The sequence below is a fragment of the Streptomyces sp. NPDC024632 genome (genome assembly GCF_055559175.1).
Window position 1 is genome coordinate 55,327 of sequence record NZ_JBVHLD010000007.1, and the last position, 15,185, is coordinate 70,511.

Consider the following 15,185-nt stretch of genomic DNA (forward strand, 5'->3'; position numbering starts at 1 on the left):
ATTGGCTTTCCCCCCATATATGGGGGCAGGATGCACACCTGGGCAGTGAGGCACACAGCAACAGCTTCGAGCTCGCGCCCCCATGGCAGAAAGAACACGGGAGTACAGATATGAACCGCAGTGAGCTGGTGGCCGCTCTGTCCGAGCGCGCCGAGGTGACCCGCAAGGACGCCGACGCCGTACTGGCCGCGTTCGCTGAGACCGTCGGTGAGATCGTGGCCAAGGGCGACGAGAAGGTCACCATCCCCGGCTTCCTGACCTTCGAGCGCACCCACCGTGCCGCTCGGACCGCGCGTAACCCGCAGACCGGTGAGCCGATCAACATCGCGGCCGGCTACAGCGTGAAGGTTTCGGCGGGCTCCAAGCTCAAGGAAGCCGCCAAGGGCAAGTAATCACATCGCCAAAGGGCGGCTTCTCCCGGGGGAGAAGCCGCCCTTTCGCATGGGGCGGCCCGCACGACAGCGGTACGCCGGGCCGCACGGCGGGCGTACGGCTGCCGTACGCCCGCCGTACCGCTCAGGAAGCGACCGCGCCCGCGGGCTCGGGCAGCTCGATGTGGGCGCCCAGGCCCTCCAGCTTGGCGAGGAAGTTCTCGTAGCCCCGGTTGATCAGGTCGATGCCGTGCACGCGCGAGGTGCCCTGCGCGGCCAGCGCCGCGATCAGGTACGAGAAGCCGCCGCGCAGGTCGGGGATGACCAGGTCGGAGCCCTGGAGCTTGGTCGGGCCCGACACGACCGCGGAGTGCAGGAAATTGCGCTGCCCGAAGCGGCAGGCGGAACCGCCCAGGCACTCGCGGTAGAGCTGGATGTGCGCGCCCATCTGGTTGAGCGCGGAGGTGAAGCCGAGCCGGGACTCGTACACCGTCTCGTGCACGATGGACAGCCCCGACGCCTGGGTGAGCGCCACCACCAGCGGCTGCTGCCAGTCGGTCTGGAAACCGGGGTGCACGTCGGTCTCCAGCGCGATGGCGTTGAGCGGGCCGCCCGGGTGCCAGAAGCGGATGCCGTCGTCGTCCACCTCGAAGGCCCCGCCGACCCGGCGGAAGGTGTTGAGGAAGGTCATCATCGACCGCTGCTGGGCGCCGCGGACGTAGATGTTGCCCTCGGTGGCCAGCGCCGCGCTCGCCCAGGAGGCGGCTTCGAGGCGGTCGGGGAGGGCCCGGTGGTTGTAGCCGCCGAGCTTGTCGACGCCGGTGATCCGGATCGTCCGGTCGGTGTCCATCGAGATGATCGCGCCCATTTTCTGCAGGACGCAGATCAGGTCCTCGATCTCCGGCTCGACCGCCGCGTTGGACAGCTCCGTGACGCCCTCGGCCAGCACCGCGGTGAGCAGCACCTGTTCGGTCGAGCCGACCGACGGGTACGGCAGCCGGATCTTGCAGCCGCGCAGCCGCTGCGGCGCCTCCAGGTATTGGCCGTCGGCGCGCTTCTCGATCGTGGCGCCGAACTGCCGCAGCACGTCGAAGTGGAAGTCGATCGGCCGACCGCCGATGTCGCAGCCGCCCAGGCCCGGGATGAAGGCGTGGCCGAGCCGGTGCAGCAGCGGGCCGCAGAACAGGATCGGGATCCGGGAGGAGCCCGCGTGGGCGTCGATGTCGGCCACGTTGGCGCTCTCGACGCGCGTCGGGTCGAGGACCAGCTCGCCCGGTTCCTCACCGCTCTGCACCGTCACGCCGTGGAGCTGGAGCAGCCCGCGTACGACGCGTACGTCACGGATGTCGGGGACATTGCGGAGTCTGCTCGGTCCGCTGCCGAGCAGGGCGGCGACCATGGCCTTGGGCACGAGGTTCTTCGCACCGCGGACACGGATCTCGCCCTCGAGGGGGGTTCCGCCATGAACAAGCAGTACATCGGCGATGTCGGTCATGGATCTCGCGATCTTCGGAACGGTTGGTACGGGGGAGGCCGGGCGCGGCCGGGGTGCTCGCCGCGCGGAGCGCAGGAAGAAATGGTAATGCGCCTACTGACCCGTCCCGGCTGCCGTGAACCTCGGCCAGTGTCATGACTTCGCTACAGCGCGGTGCGTGGCGGACCGCACACCGTCCGCTGCCGCGCGCGCCGTACCGCGTGTCGCGCCGTACCTGCGGATGTCCGGGAGTGGCGGTTGCCGCTCCGCCCAGCGGGTTTGTGCGGGATCATGTGTCCCATGACCGAGGTGTCCTCGCTCACCGGAAGACTGCTCGTCGCCACACCGGCGCTCGCCGACCCCAACTTCGACCGGGCGGTGGTGCTCCTCCTCGACCACGACGCGGAGGGGTCGCTCGGCGTCGTCCTGAACCGGCCCACGCCGGTCGGCGTCGGCGACGTCCTGCTGCCCTGGGCGCCGCTGGCGGGCGCGCCCCCGGTGGTCTTCCAGGGCGGCCCGGTCTCGCTGGACTCCGCGCTGGGCCTGGCCGTGGTGCCGGGCGACGTCCGCGAGGGCGAGGACGCGGACCCGCTGGGCTGGCGGCGGGTGCACGGCGCGATCGGCCTGGTCGACCTGGAGGCGCCGCCCGAACTGCTCGCCGCCGAGCTGGGCTCGCTGCGGATCTTCGCCGGATATTCCGGCTGGGGGCCCGGCCAGCTGGAGAAGGAACTGGTCGACGGCGCCTGGTACGTGATCGAGTCCGAGCCGGGCGACGTGTCCTCGCCCGATCCCGAACAACTGTGGCGCTCGGTGCTGCGCAGGCAGCGCAATGAGCTGGCCATGGTGGCCACGTATCCCGACGATCCGTCTCTCAACTAGTCTTGAGTCTTATGAGCACTCTTGAGCCCGAGCGCGGGGCGGGCACCGGCACTCTGGTCGAGCCGACACCGCAGCTCTCCCATGGTGACGGCGACCACGAGCGCTACGCGCACTATGTCCAGAAGGACAAGATCATGGCGAGCGCGCTGGAAGGCACGCCCGTCGTCGCGCTCTGCGGCAAGGTCTGGGTCCCGGGACGCGATCCGAAGAAGTACCCGGTCTGCCCGATGTGCAAGGAGATCTACGAGGGCATGCCGCTGGGCGGCGGGGACAAGGACAAGTCCGGCAAGGGCAGCGGCGGCAAGAGCTGACGTCCGCGCTCCTCGCCGGCGGAAACAGGGGCGGACGTGGACAGCGGTCAGGGTGACGACGGCGCGTTCGGCGCGGCGGACGCGCCCGGCGACGACGACGCGAGCGACGGCGAGCGGGTGCACTCGCTCGTCGCGCAGAGCCGGTTCGCCGAGGCGCACGCCCTCGTCAGCGATGCCTTCGTGGAGCGCAACGGCAGCGCGGGCTACCTGCTGCGCGCCTGGATCCTCGCGCAGGAGAAGCGGCGCCCCGAGGCCCGCGAGTCGGTCGACTGGGCACTGGCGCTCGCCGGGCCCGCGGAGGCGGCCGACGTCTTCGTGCTGGCCGGGGTCGTGCTGCTCTCGCTGGACGAGCCGCACGCGGCGCTGACCGTCGCGCTGCGGGCCACCGGCGCCGACCCCGACGGCTGGGAGCCGTCGGTGCTGCTCTCCGACGTCTACCGGCGGCTCGGCCGGGTGCCCGACGCGGTGGCCGCCGCCCGCCGCGCGGTCGCGCTCGCCCCGCAGGAGGCCGAGGCGCAGGTCGCGCTGGCCCGTTCGCTGACCTCGGGGCGCGGGCTGCTCGGCCGGGTGCCCAAGCGGCACCGCGCCGAGCACCAGAGCGCGGTGGAGCGGGCGCTGATGCTCGGCGCCGACCCCAGCCAGCTCACCGCGCCGCGCGGCGGGGCACTGGCCGGGATCATCGCCGTGGCCCTGCTGGTGGGCGTGCAGCTCTTCCGGATCGCGACCGGTGACGTCTGGCAGATCATCGCCACCGCCGCCGGGGCCGCGGCTGCCCTGGTCCTGATCGTGGTCCTGCTGACGGTGGCCGGGCGCCGCTCCGGTACGCCGCTGCCCGCCCGGCTGCGGGGCATCCGTGCCACCGTCCGTACGGAGCTGGCCGCCGATCCCTGGCTGCGGCGGGTCCGGGAGATCAACGCCGTCGCCGTACTCCCGCTGGTGCCGCTGGTCACCACCGTGCTGCCCTGCGACAAGGAACGGCAGCGCGCGCCGTGGCCGCTGTGGGCGGTCTCCGCCGTGACCGCGGCCGGTCTGGCCGCCGTGGTCGTCGTCGGCCTCGCCGTCCGCTGGTGGTACGGCGGGCCCTTCGCCGAGCGCGCGTTCCTGCGGAGCTGGAACGGGCGTGTGCAGCTCGCGGCCGTGTTCGCGCTGCTGGGCGCCACCCTCGCCCTGGCCTCCGCCCCCGACGTGCCCCACTCCGCGTGGCAGGCCCTCACCATCGCCCACTTGGCGTGGCTGCTCCTCGGTGTGACCCTCACCGTGCTGCTGGCCGTGCGCGCCCAACGCGAGAGGGCGGCTGCCGCCTTCTAGTCTTTCCCGGGCCGGTTACGCGGTGCCCCGCTCCGGCGGCCCCCGCACTCCCGGCCGGTGGGGGCTGCCCGCGCAGTTCCTCCCCCAGTTACCGCTGGGAGGTGCCCCCGGCGCCCCTTCGGGGCCCGTGCCCGTCGTCTTTGCCCGCGCCCGGGCGGGGCAAGTCTGCCGCGGGCGGGTGAGCCGAGCGCTTCAGGGGCGCGGGAACTGCGCGACCAGGCATGACGCTTCCGCGGTCGGAGAATGGTCCTCGGCCAGGCAGCTGCGGGATTGGTCTATGCCAATCGCGGATTACGGGTCAGGATGGCCCCCATGGACCTCATTCCGGCCCCGCGCCATCAGACCCCGTACGGCACCGACGACGCCTTCGTCCTCGGGCCCGAGACGACCCTCACCGCGACCCCCGGCGCCGAAGGCGCCGCGCGCTGGCTGCGCGGAGTGCTCGCGGCAGCGACGGGCCTGCCGCTGGCGCCGGTGGAGCCGTCCGGGAAGGACGTGATCCGGCTGGCGGTGGACGACGCGGTGGCCAGGGAGCTGGGCCCCGAGGGCTACCGCATCATGGCCGCGCCCAACTCCGGCGTGCACGTCTTCGGCGGGAGCCCCGCCGGCGTCTTCTGGGGCGCGCAGACCCTGCGCCAGCTCCTGGGGGCCGACGCCTTCCGCCGGGCGTCCCTGGGGGAGCGCGAGTGGCGCGTGCCGACCTGCCAGATACAGGACGCCCCCCGCTTCGCCTGGCGCGGCTTCATGCTCGACGTGGCACGGCACTTCATGCCGAAGGACGTCGTGTTCAAGTACCTCGACCTGATGGCCGCCCACAAGCTGAACGTGCTGCACTTCCACCTCACCGACGACCAGGGCTGGCGGGTGGAGATCAAGCGCTACCCGAAGCTGACCGAGGTCGGCGCGTGGCGCGAGCGCACGAAGGTCGGGCTGCGCGAGTCGCCGCTGTGGGACGAGCGCCCGCACGGCGGTTACTACACCCAGGACGACATCCGCGAGATCGTCGCGTACGCCGCCGAGCGGCACATCACCGTCGTCCCCGAGGTCGACATCCCCGGCCACTCGCAGGCCGCCATCGCCGCGTACCCGGAGCTCGGCAACACCGACGTCGTCGACACCTCGGCCCTCTCCGTGCTGACCACGTGGGGCGTCAACCCCAATGTGCTCTCGCCCGCCGAGAGCACCCTGCGCTTCTACGAGAACGTCTTCGCCGAGCTGCTGGAGCTGTTCCCCGGCGAGTTCTTCCACGTCGGCGGCGACGAGTGCCCCAAGGACCAGTGGCGCGCCTCGCGTTCGGCGCAGGAGCGGATGCAGGAGCTGGGCCTGGAGGACGAGGACGAGCTGCAGAGCTGGATGATCGGCCACTTCGACCACTGGCTGACCGAGCGCGGCCGGCGGCTGATCGGCTGGGACGAGATCCTGGAGGGCGGCCTCGCCGAGGGCGCCGCCGTGTCGTCGTGGCAGGGATACGCCGGCGGCATCGCGGCGGCCAAGGCCGGGCACGACGTGGTGATGTGCCCCCAGACCCATGTCTACCTGGACTGGCGGCAGTCGGAGGACCCCGAGGAGCCGGTGCCGATCGCGCACGCCCGCGGCCTGGAGGACGTCTTCCGCTTCGAGCCGGTTCCGCCGCAGCTCACCGAGGAGGAGGCGGCGCACGTCATCGGCACCCAGGCCAACATCTGGACCGAAGTCATGGACTCCGTACGGGTGCTGGACTACATGGCCTTCCCGCGGCTCGCCGCCTTCGCCGAGGTCGCCTGGTCGGACCTGCCCGCCGCCGACGAGCGCGACTGGCCGGAATTCGAAGCCCGGATGCGGACCCACTACGCCCGACTGGACGCCTTGGGCGTGGAGTACAGGCCGCCGGGCGGCCCGCTGCCGTGGCAGCGCCGCCCCGGCGTCCTCGGCCGTCCCAAGGACGGTCCGCCCCCGATCGTGTGACTGATTCCGCAACTTCCGCACCCGGCGCGGGCGGAGCTGGCACGGTGGAGTGGCGTACCGTCGCAACACACCCGAAGGATGGCAATTCCGGCACAGCGGTTGATTCCGTCAGAGCCGTACGATCGCGCCCGTGACGGACGGATCGGTACTTCGTGGACCCTCGCGTTGACCACCGTGGAACATGTGCCAGAGTTGCCACGTCCAGGCTGTGAGCACGTACGGTACGGCTACCGCGCGACGGAGGAAGGCCGGGAAGGGGCAGGCTGCGTGAGCACGTATGCACGGCGGACGGCGGAGAACGTGACGCTGCCGTCCTCGCTCGACGAGGCGGTGGAGGCGCTCGCCGCCATGCCCAGCGCCGTGCCCGTCGCAGGCGGCACCGACCTGATGGCGGCGGTGAACTCCGGGCTGCTGCGCCCGGACGCGCTGGTCGGCCTCGGCCGGATCAGTGAGATCCGCGGCTGGCAGTACGCGGACGGCGCGGCGCTGCTCGGCGCCGGACTGACCCACGCGCGGATGGGGCGGCCGGACTTCGCCGCCCTCATCCCCGCGCTCGCCGCCGCCGCCCGCTCCGCGGGACCGCCGCAGATCCGCAACGCGGGCACCCTCGGCGGCAACATCGCGACCGCGGCACCGACCGGCGACGCCCTCCCGGTGCTCGCCGCGCTGGAGGCCAGCGTCATCGTCGCCGGACCCGAGGGCGACCGCGAACTCCCGGTCAGCCACCTGCTCACCGGCATGGACCCGCTGCGCCCCGGCGAACTCCTCGCCTTCGTGAGGATTCCGCTGCTGCACGCGCCGCAGACCTTCCTCAAGGCCACCGGGCGCACCGGGCCGGGGCGCGCGGTGGCCTCCGTCGCGCTCGTGGTCGACCCCGCGCGCCGCCAGGTGCGCTGTTCGGTGGGCGCGGTCGCGCCGGTGCCGCTGCGGCCCCTGGAGGCCGAGCAGTGGGTCGCGGGCCTCATCGACTGGGACGGCGACCGCAATCTCGCCCCCGAGGCGTGCACGGCCTTCGGCGAGTACGTGGCCGCCGCGTGCATCCCGGACCAGGAAGGTGTCGAACTGCCGCCCGCCGCCGTCCAGCTACGCCGTACCGTGGCCGCACTGTCCCGTCGAGCGCTCGGGAGGGCACTGGCATGACCGACCAGCCGCAGCCGCAGCCGGGCGCACCCGGCACCGACGACAGGTCGGGCACGTCCGGCGGGTCCGGTACGTCGCCCGGCACGTCGGGGACCTGGCAGCCCGTGCCCGGCGGCGGGGACTACGACCCCGACCAGACCATGCACGTCTCCTTCGCGGCCCAACTGCCGCCGGAGCCGCGGCCGGGCGAGGACCCGCTCGGCGCGCACGGCCCGGCGGGACCGCCCGTCACCGGTGAGGGCGACCCGGTCACCCAGTGGTCGATCCCGGTCATAAAGGACGACGCGGACGGCGATTCGGGGGAGTTCTCCGTCGGCTCCTTCGCCTCGCCGTGGGACCAGGCGCCGTCGCCCGCGCCCACGCAGTCCTTCCCCGCCGGGATGTTCGGGCAGGGCGCGGCGGCCGCCGCGCAGGCCCAGGCGGCCGCTCAGGCCGCCGCCCAGGCGCAGGCCGGGCAGGGCACACCGCAGGACCAGCTCACCGGGCAGTGGGACTTCAGCGGCGTCGGCACCGGCATCGACCCCGGCACGGGCCTGGGCACCGGCCTGGGCGCGGGAGTTGACGAGGGGCTGCCCTGGCCGCCCACCCAGGCCGCCTGGTCCGCCGCCGTCGACGACCCGGAGGGCCCGCCGCCCGGCGCGGGACACCAGGCCACCGCCGACAGCGCGTTCACGCACACCGGCCACGACGCCGACTACGGCACCGGCCACGACCCGGCGGCCAGGACGCGCGCCCCCGGCGACCCCGAGAGCCCCGGCAGCGCGGGCGCGCTGCACGACCCCGAGGGCCTGTCGGACGGCCTCACCCCGCTCACCGGGATCGGCGCGCTCGACGGCGTCGACGGCCTGTCCGCGCTCGACGGTCTCAGCGGCCTCGACGCCCTGCCGGGCGGCCTGGACGGCCTGGACGGCCTGTCGGCGCTGCCCGCGCTGCCCGCGCTCGACGGCGGCGAGGAACTGGTGGCGGACGGCCACGTCCCGGATGGCCACGTACCGGACGGACTCGCGCCGGGCGAACTGCCCCCGGCCGGGCCGCTCCCCGACGCCGTGGACGGCCCCGCGCCCGACGGCCTCGCCCCCGACCCCCTCGCCCCGGATTCCGGTACGGCGGAGGCGGACGGCGACCTCGCGGCCGACGAGGCCGAGCGGGAGCCGGAACCCGTCGAGGAGACCCACAGCGAACACCCCCTCGCCTCCTACGTTCTGCGCGTCAATGGCGCCGACCGCCCGGTGACCGACGCCTGGCTCGGCGAGTCGCTGCTCTACGTGCTGCGCGAACGCCTCGGCCTCGCCGGCGCCAAGGACGGCTGCGAACAGGGCGAGTGCGGGGCCTGCTCTGTCCAGGTCGACGGCCGTCTGGTCGCCTCCTGCCTGGTGCCCGCGGCCACCGCGGCGGGCAGCGAGGTCCGTACCGTCGAGGGCCTGACCGTGGACGGCCGCCCCTCCGACGTCCAGCGCGCGCTCGCCGAATCCGGCGCCGTACAGTGCGGCTTCTGCATCCCCGGCATGGCGATGACGGTGCACGACCTGCTGGAGGGCAACCACAAACCCACCGACCTGGAGACCCGCCAGGCGCTGTGCGGCAACCTCTGCCGCTGCTCCGGCTACCGCGGCGTCCTCGACGCCGTCGACCAGGTCATCGCCGCCCGCGAGGCCGCCGCCGACGACCCCGACAACCCGGCGTCCGCGGCCTCCTCCACCGCCGCCCGCGTCCCGCACCAGGGCGGCCCCTCGGGAGGCGCCGTATGACCGGCATCATCGACGGACCGGGGCCCGTCGCGGAGACCCTGGCGGGCGCCGGGGCGGTACGGGGGATCGGCGCGTCGCTGCCCTCGGCCGACGCGCTCCAGAAGGCGCAGGGCACCTACCCGTACGCGGCGGATCTGTGGGCCGAGGGGCTGCTGTGGGCGGCCGTGCTGCGTTCGCCGTACCCGCACGCGCGGATCACCCGGATCGACACCAGCGAGGCCGTCGCGATGCCCGGCGTGCGGGCCGTCGTCACGCACGAGGACGTGCCGGGCGACGCGATGCACGGCCGCCGGGTCGCGGACCGCCCGGTCTTCGCCGAGGACCTGGTGCGGCACCACGGCGAGCCGATCGCCGCCGTCGCCGCCGACCACCCCGACACCGCCCGGCTGGCCGCCGCCGCGATCCTCGTCGAGTACGAGGTGCTGGAGCCGGTCACCGACCCCGAGAAGGCGTTCGCCGCCGAGCCGCTGCACCCCGACGGCAATCTGATCCGGCACATCCCGCTGCGCTTCGGCGACCCCGACGCGATCGGCGACGTCATCGTGGAGGGCCTGTACCGGGTCGGCCGCCAGGACCCGGCCCCGATCGGCGCCGAGGCCGGACTCGCCGTCCCGCGCCCGGACGGCGGCGTCGAGTTGTACGTCGCCTCCACCGACCCGCACGCCGACCGCGACCTGGCCGCCGCCTGCTTCGGCCTCGAACCCGACCGCGTCAAGGTCGTCGTCACCGGCGTGCCCGGCGCGATGGGCGACCGCGAGGACTCCGGCGTCCAGCTCCCGCTCGGCCTGCTCGCGCTCAAGACCGGCTGCCCGGTCAAATTCGTGGCCACCCGCGAGGAGTCCTTCCTCGGCCACGCCCACCGCCACCCCACCCTGCTGCGCTACCGCCACCACGCCGACGCCGAGGGCCGCCTGGTCAAGGTCGAGGCGCAGATCCTGCTCGACGCGGGCGCGTACGCCGACGCCTCCTCCGACGCGCTCGCCGCCGCCGTGGCCTTCGCGGCCGGTCCCTACGTCGTCCCGCACGTCTTCGTCGAGGGCTGGGCCGTACGCACCAACAACCCGCCGTCCGGCCACGTACGCGGCGAGGGCGCGCTCCAGGTCTGCGCCGCGTACGAGGGCCAGATGGACAAGCTCGCCGCGAAGGTCGGCCTGGATCCGGCCGAGATCCGGATGCGCAACGTCCTGGCCACCGGCGACCTGCTGCCCACCGGCCAGACCGTCACCTGCCCCGCGCCCGTCGGCGAGCTGCTGAAGGCCGTACGCGACGCCGAGCTGCCCCCGCTGCCCGACGGCGACGACGAGTCGCAGTGGCTGCTGCCCGGCGGCACCTCGGGCGCGGGCGAGCCGGGTGCGGTACGGCGCGGGGTCGGCTACGCGCTCGGCATGGTCCACGTGCTCGGCGCCGAGGGCGCCGACGAGGTGTCGACCGCGACCGTACGCGTCCACGACGGCCGCGCCACCGTCATCTGCGCCGCCGTCGAGACCGGCCAGGGATTCACCACGCTGGCCCGGCAGATCGTCCAGGAAGTCCTCGGCATCGACGACGTCCAGGTGCTGCCGTCCGACACCGACCAGCCGCCGTCGGGACCCTCCGCGCGCGGACGCCACACCTGGGTGTCCGGCGGCGCGGTCGAGCGCGCGGCCAAGATGGTCCGCACCCAGCTGCTCCAGCCGCTCGCCGCCAAATTCGGCATGTCCGTGGAGCTGCTGTCCATCGCCGACGGCAAGATCACCTCGTACGACGGTGTGCTGTCCACCACCGTCGCCGAGACCCTCGACGGCAAGGAGCTGTGGGCCACCGCGCAGTGCCGCCCGCACCCGACCGACCGGCTCGACGACACCGGCCAGGGCGACGCCTTCGTCGGCCTCACCTTCTGCGCGATTCGCGCCGTGGTCGACGTCGACATCGAACTGGGCGCCGTGCGCGTGGTCGAGATGGCCGTCGCCCAGGACGTCGGCCGCATCCTCAACCCCCGCCAGCTCGCCGCCCGCATCGAGGCCGGGATCACCCAGGGCGTCGGCCTCGCCCTGATGGAGGACCTCCGCGCGCCCCGAGGCATCGTCAAACGCCCCAGCCTCACCGGATACTCCCTGCCGACCGCCCTCGACGCCCCCACGGTCCGCATCATCCGGCTGGTCGAGGAGCGCGACGTCCTCGCCCCCTTCGGCGCCAAGGCCGTCTCCGCGGTCCCCGTCGTCACCGCGCCCGCCGCGGTGGCCGCCGCCGTCCGCGCCGCCACCGCCCGCCCCATCCCCCGCCTCCCCATCCGCCCCCAAGCCGCGGTGGTCAAACCCCAGAACTAGCGCCTGTCCGGCGGATCATGGGCGGTCCAGGCGGCGCCCGGTACGTGCGAGCGCAAGGCGCCGGGGCGGCCTCGTAGCGGAGCTATCCGGGGCGGGTTGAGCTTGTCAGGGGCGCGGCCGCGGCTGAGCGTGCCGGTCCACCGCGCCCCTGGACAACGTGGCCCGGCGCCTTTACGCGGCGCGCGCCCGGCGGGTCACAGGCGCATGCCGGTCGCCATGTCGCGGACGGCTTCCAGGGCTTGTTGCTGGAGGCCGCCGCCGAAGGTGACGCGGGTGGCGCCGAGGAAGGCCAGCTCGCGGGGGGAGGGCCCGCCGGGACGGCAGAGTGCGTTGAGGGGGAGGGGGACGGCTTCGGCGATCTCGGCGAGGAGGGCGGGCGGGGCGAGGATCGGGTAGACGCAGTCGGCTCCGGCGGCGGCGTAGAGCAGCCCGCGCTCGACGGCGGCGCCGGTCGTACGGTCGCCGCGCAGAAACGTGTCGATGCGCGCGTTGACGACCAACGCGTCCCCGGCGGCGGCGCGTAGGGCCGCGAGCCGGTCCGCCTGCCGCCGGGGCTCGACCAGCCCCCTGGACCCCGGCTCGGAGTCCTCCAGATTGCACCCGACGGCCCCGGCCTCCAGCAGCCGCTCGACCAACTCCTCGGGCGCCAGCCCGTATCCGGCCTCGACGTCGGCCGACACGGGGACGTCCACGGCGCGGGTGATCCGCCGGATCGCGGCGAACATCTCGTCGGCGGGCGCCTCGCCGTCCTCGTACCCCAGCGACGCCGACACCCCGGCGCTGGGTGTCGCCAGCGCCGGGAAGCCCGCGTCCGCGAACACCCGCGCGCTGGCCGCGTCCCACGGCCCGGGCAGCACCAACGGATCGGCGGCGTCCCGCCCGTGATGCAGCGCCAGCAGCGCCTTCGCGCCCCCCGCCCCGGCCCCGGCCACGTCCCCCGCCCCGGCCACGCCTCCCGCCCCGGCCACGCCTCCCGCCCCGACCTCGGCCCCGGCCCCCGCGCCGCTCACGCGCTCGCCGCCGGCTGCGTCCTGAACGTCACGTTGAACCGGTTCCACGCGTTGATCGCCACGATCGCGGCCCCCAGGCGCGCCAACTCGTCCGCGTCGAAGTGCTCCGCCGCCCGCGCGTACACCTCGTCCGGCACGAACCCGTCCGTCAGCAGCGTCACCGCCTCCGTCAGCGCCAGCGCCGCCCGTTCCTTCTCGCTGTAGACGCCGTCGACTTCTTCCCACGCGCTCAGCAGGAAGATCCGCTGGTCGCTCTCCCCGGCCTTCCGCGCGTCCTTGATGTGCATGTCCAGGCAGAACGCGCACCGGTTGATCTGCGACGCCCTGATCTTCACCAGCTCCGCGACCACGGGGTCGAGCCCCTTCGCCGCCGCCTGGCTGAACCCCAGCATCGCCCGGAACGCGTCCGGCGCGTGCTTCGCGTAATCCACTCGCTCACTCATACCGACGACGCTACGGCCTGATCGCCCCGCGCCGTTGTACCACTCCCGCCCCAAATCCCTGGGCCAATCGCGGCGGGAGCGGACGGGCGGCCCGGCTTCGGGCCCGGCTTCAGCTCTCCGCCGCCGCCAGGGCCGCCTCGATGTCGGCGACGGAGGCCGGCGCGGGGGGCTCGGCCATGAAGTCGGCGACCGACTTGTCCGCGTAGGGCAGCCCGTACGCCGCCGTGCCGGGCTGGAACCGCCGGCCCTCGGCGAGCGGCCCGGCGTCCACCGTGTCGAAGCCGAGCAGATCGAGCAGCTCAGCGGCGTGCGCCTTCGCGTCGGCGTCGTCACCGGCGATGGGCAGGGCGCTGCGGTCGGCCGCTCCCGCCGGACGCGGCAGCGCCGCCAGGTGCTTGAAGAAGATGTTGTTGAACGCCTTCACCACGTGGGCACCGTCCAGATACCCCTGGAGCAGCCCGCTGTCGGTGGTCTTCTTCTCGACCAGCTCGGCGATGTCGCCGTCGCGCTGCGGGTAGTAGTTGCCGGTGTCGATCACGGTCTTGCCCGCCAGCGGCTCCCGCGGAATCCGCGGGTACGCCTTGACCGGGACCGTCACCACCACCCAGTCCCCGGCGGCGGCGGCCTCCGCCGCCGTGCCCGCGCGGGCTCGTGGACCGAGCTCCGCGACGAGGTCCGCGAGGGTTTCCGGCCCCCGGGAGTTGCTGAGCACCACATCGAGCCCGCTGTCGACCGCCAGCCGGGCCAGGGTGCCGCCGATGTTTCCGCTGCCGATCAGTCCCAAAGTCGCCATACCGGCGGCAACCGCCACGGCCACGTCAGTATTTCCGCCGGTCCGGTCGTTCACCCTGTCAGCGGCGCCGGTGCGGCCCGAGCGCGAGGAGCACGTCGCCGAGCTGGGCGGCGGTCAGGGGTGGCGCGGGCAGGGTTTTCGCCTTTGGCGGCGTCTTCGGCAGGGGCTCCGGGCCGGCCCGGAAGCCGTCCAGGAGCCTCTCCCCGCTTCGTGCCTGGAGAGTGATGTCGCTCAGATACCCCAGGACTCGGCCGGATCGTCCAGCCACACGTACTGCCCGTCGGCGTCGACCGTCAGCCCGAAGCGCTCGACCCCCGGCTTTCCCCGGCCCGTCCACCAGCGGAAGGCGGCCTCCACCTCGTCCCACAGCCGACGCGGTCCGTACTGGTGGACCGTGGACGCGGGCCGGCCGTCGCGGAAGGTCACGACGGCCCACGACGTGTCGGTGAGACCGTAGAACCAGACCGGCCGCGTGTCCCCGCGCTTCTCGGCCGCGGCCTGCACGCACCCGGGCACCCGCAGCCCCAACGCGAAGGGGCCCGCGGTGTACCGCCCGGTGAGGAATTCCGCCTCGGTGACGGTGGTCGTGGACGCGTCGGCGCCGTCCGTGCCCTCCTTCGATACGTCATCGCCGTGCCGTACGGCAGCCCTCCGCTGGGCGCGGAGCTTCATGAACTCCACCAGCCGCGTGAACCGCCCCGACGCCACCCCGTCCCCGACGACCAGCCGTGCCACGGCGTCACCGTTCCCGTAATGCGTCCCCCACGGCGCCACGACGATCCCGCCGGGTGCCGTCTGCTCGACCCAGGCGTACGGGATCTCGCGCATCCCGCACGTGGCGATGACCCGGTCGTACGGCGCGCCCGGCAGGTGCCCGCCGTATCCGTCCCCCGTCACCACCGTCGGGCCGAGCCCCGCCCTTCGCAGCGACTCCCGGGCCGCTGCCGCCACCGCCGCGTCCACCTCGACGGTCGTCACCTTCTCGCCGCCGAGCCGGTGCGTCAGCAGCCCCGCGTTCCACCCCGTCCCGGTGCCGATCTCCAGCACCGCGTGCCCGGGCCGCACCTCCAGGTCGCCGAGCATGGCGAACACGACGGACGGCATCGACGCGGACGACGTCGACACCTTCCCCGGCGCCGTCCCGCTGTGCCGCCCGTCGTCCCACTGCGTCACGATCGGCACATCGGCCTCGGCGTACCCCAGCCACGCCGCCGGGTCCTCCGCCCTGCTCACGGCCACACTGGCCTGTGCGGTGAGGTCGAACGGCCACATCACCTCGGGCAGAAACGCCGCCCGCGGCACCGCCGCGAAAGCCGCCGCCCAATCGTCCGTCATGACCCTCGCCGCGAGAAGCGACCGCCCCAACTCGGCCCAGCCCCGGCCCCGTTCGATCGATGTCACTTCCGATGCGTCCCGTCCCCGGGCGGCGTGGACCCATCCGGATTCGGCGGCTCCTCC

General features: G+C 73.8%; 13 protein-coding genes. 8 read left to right on the forward strand and 5 right to left on the reverse strand.

Annotation, left to right across the window (positions count from 1 at the left end):
* Nucleotides 1–110 precede the first annotated feature (110 nt).
* Entirely contained in the window at nucleotides 111–392 is a 282-nt protein-coding gene (locus ACZ37P_RS15985; protein WP_355342991.1) for an HU family DNA-binding protein, read from the forward strand.
* A gap of 124 nt (nucleotides 393–516) precedes the next feature.
* Here ACZ37P_RS15985 and murA read toward each other — a convergent pair whose 3' ends face one another.
* On the reverse strand, nucleotides 517–1,866 hold the full coding sequence (gene murA, locus ACZ37P_RS15990; RefSeq protein WP_391047158.1) for a UDP-N-acetylglucosamine 1-carboxyvinyltransferase: 1,350 nt from the start codon (nucleotides 1,864–1,866) through the stop codon (nucleotides 517–519).
* 279 nt (nucleotides 1,867–2,145) lie between these two features.
* Between murA and ACZ37P_RS15995 the strand changes: the two genes are divergently transcribed.
* From ACZ37P_RS15995 to ACZ37P_RS16025, 7 genes are all read left to right on the forward strand, one after another.
* The gene (locus ACZ37P_RS15995; protein WP_188284071.1) at nucleotides 2,146–2,724 is read left to right on the forward strand and encodes a YqgE/AlgH family protein; all 579 of its coding nucleotides are present in this window, start codon (nucleotides 2,146–2,148) and stop codon (nucleotides 2,722–2,724) included.
* An 11-nt stretch (nucleotides 2,725–2,735) separates the two neighbouring features.
* Nucleotides 2,736–3,035, forward strand: coding sequence for a DUF3039 domain-containing protein (locus ACZ37P_RS16000; RefSeq protein ID WP_093716639.1), 300 nt, complete (start codon nucleotides 2,736–2,738; stop codon nucleotides 3,033–3,035).
* Nucleotides 3,036–3,071: 36 nt separating this feature from the next.
* Nucleotides 3,072–4,343: a tetratricopeptide repeat protein gene (locus tag ACZ37P_RS16005; RefSeq protein WP_355343000.1), complete on the forward strand. Its 1,272-nt coding sequence runs from the start codon at nucleotides 3,072–3,074 to the stop codon at nucleotides 4,341–4,343.
* A 312-nt stretch (nucleotides 4,344–4,655) separates the two neighbouring features.
* Complete coding sequence (locus ACZ37P_RS16010) at nucleotides 4,656–6,287, forward strand: beta-N-acetylhexosaminidase (protein WP_467346887.1); 1,632 nt, start codon at nucleotides 4,656–4,658, stop codon at nucleotides 6,285–6,287.
* A 267-nt stretch (nucleotides 6,288–6,554) separates the two neighbouring features.
* On the forward strand, nucleotides 6,555–7,427 hold the full coding sequence (locus tag ACZ37P_RS16015) for an FAD binding domain-containing protein (RefSeq protein ID WP_355343006.1): 873 nt from the start codon (nucleotides 6,555–6,557) through the stop codon (nucleotides 7,425–7,427).
* Nucleotides 7,424–9,175, forward strand: a complete 1,752-nt coding sequence (locus tag ACZ37P_RS16020) for a 2Fe-2S iron-sulfur cluster-binding protein (protein WP_467346888.1) — start codon at nucleotides 7,424–7,426, stop codon at nucleotides 9,173–9,175. The genes ACZ37P_RS16015 and ACZ37P_RS16020 overlap by 4 nt, the downstream gene beginning before the upstream one ends.
* Complete coding sequence (locus ACZ37P_RS16025; protein WP_355343012.1) at nucleotides 9,172–11,481, forward strand: xanthine dehydrogenase family protein molybdopterin-binding subunit; 2,310 nt, start codon at nucleotides 9,172–9,174, stop codon at nucleotides 11,479–11,481. The genes ACZ37P_RS16020 and ACZ37P_RS16025 overlap by 4 nt, the downstream gene beginning before the upstream one ends.
* A 194-nt stretch (nucleotides 11,482–11,675) precedes the next feature.
* Here ACZ37P_RS16025 and ACZ37P_RS16030 read toward each other — a convergent pair whose 3' ends face one another.
* From ACZ37P_RS16030 to ACZ37P_RS16045, 4 genes are all read right to left on the reverse strand, one after another.
* Entirely contained in the window at nucleotides 11,676–12,449 is a 774-nt protein-coding gene (locus tag ACZ37P_RS16030; protein ID WP_467346889.1) for an isocitrate lyase/PEP mutase family protein, read from the reverse strand.
* Between the two features lie 38 nt (nucleotides 12,450–12,487).
* Nucleotides 12,488–12,934: a carboxymuconolactone decarboxylase family protein gene (locus ACZ37P_RS16035; protein WP_355343018.1), complete on the reverse strand. Its 447-nt coding sequence runs from the start codon at nucleotides 12,932–12,934 to the stop codon at nucleotides 12,488–12,490.
* A 109-nt stretch (nucleotides 12,935–13,043) separates the two neighbouring features.
* Complete coding sequence (locus tag ACZ37P_RS16040) at nucleotides 13,044–13,727, reverse strand: NADPH-dependent F420 reductase (protein ID WP_391047146.1); 684 nt, start codon at nucleotides 13,725–13,727, stop codon at nucleotides 13,044–13,046.
* A 231-nt stretch (nucleotides 13,728–13,958) separates the two neighbouring features.
* Nucleotides 13,959–15,062: a methyltransferase domain-containing protein gene (locus tag ACZ37P_RS16045; RefSeq protein ID WP_467346891.1), complete on the reverse strand. Its 1,104-nt coding sequence runs from the start codon at nucleotides 15,060–15,062 to the stop codon at nucleotides 13,959–13,961.
* Nucleotides 15,063–15,185: the final 123 nt, after the last annotated feature.

What these genes read in the sequence shown, in the direction of transcription:
- ACZ37P_RS16010 (WP_467346887.1), top strand. Translation starts at nt 4,656, where the DNA reads ATGGACCTCATTCCGGCCCCGCGCCATCAGACCCCGTACGGCACCGAC.
- murA (WP_391047158.1), bottom strand. Translation starts at nt 1,866, where the DNA reads ATGACCGACATCGCCGATGTACTGCTTGTTCATGGCGGAACCCCCCTC.
- ACZ37P_RS16000 (WP_093716639.1), top strand. Translation starts at nt 2,736, where the DNA reads ATGAGCACTCTTGAGCCCGAGCGCGGGGCGGGCACCGGCACTCTGGTC.
- ACZ37P_RS15995 (WP_188284071.1), top strand. Translation starts at nt 2,146, where the DNA reads ATGACCGAGGTGTCCTCGCTCACCGGAAGACTGCTCGTCGCCACACCG.
- ACZ37P_RS15985 (WP_355342991.1), top strand. Translation starts at nt 111, where the DNA reads ATGAACCGCAGTGAGCTGGTGGCCGCTCTGTCCGAGCGCGCCGAGGTG.
- ACZ37P_RS16035 (WP_355343018.1), bottom strand. Translation starts at nt 12,934, where the DNA reads ATGAGTGAGCGAGTGGATTACGCGAAGCACGCGCCGGACGCGTTCCGG.
- ACZ37P_RS16025 (WP_355343012.1), top strand. Translation starts at nt 9,172, where the DNA reads ATGACCGGCATCATCGACGGACCGGGGCCCGTCGCGGAGACCCTGGCG.
- ACZ37P_RS16045 (WP_467346891.1), bottom strand. Translation starts at nt 15,062, where the DNA reads ATGACGGACGATTGGGCGGCGGCTTTCGCGGCGGTGCCGCGGGCGGCG.
- ACZ37P_RS16040 (WP_391047146.1), bottom strand. Translation starts at nt 13,727, where the DNA reads ATGGCGACTTTGGGACTGATCGGCAGCGGAAACATCGGCGGCACCCTG.
- ACZ37P_RS16020 (WP_467346888.1), top strand. Translation starts at nt 7,424, where the DNA reads ATGACCGACCAGCCGCAGCCGCAGCCGGGCGCACCCGGCACCGACGAC.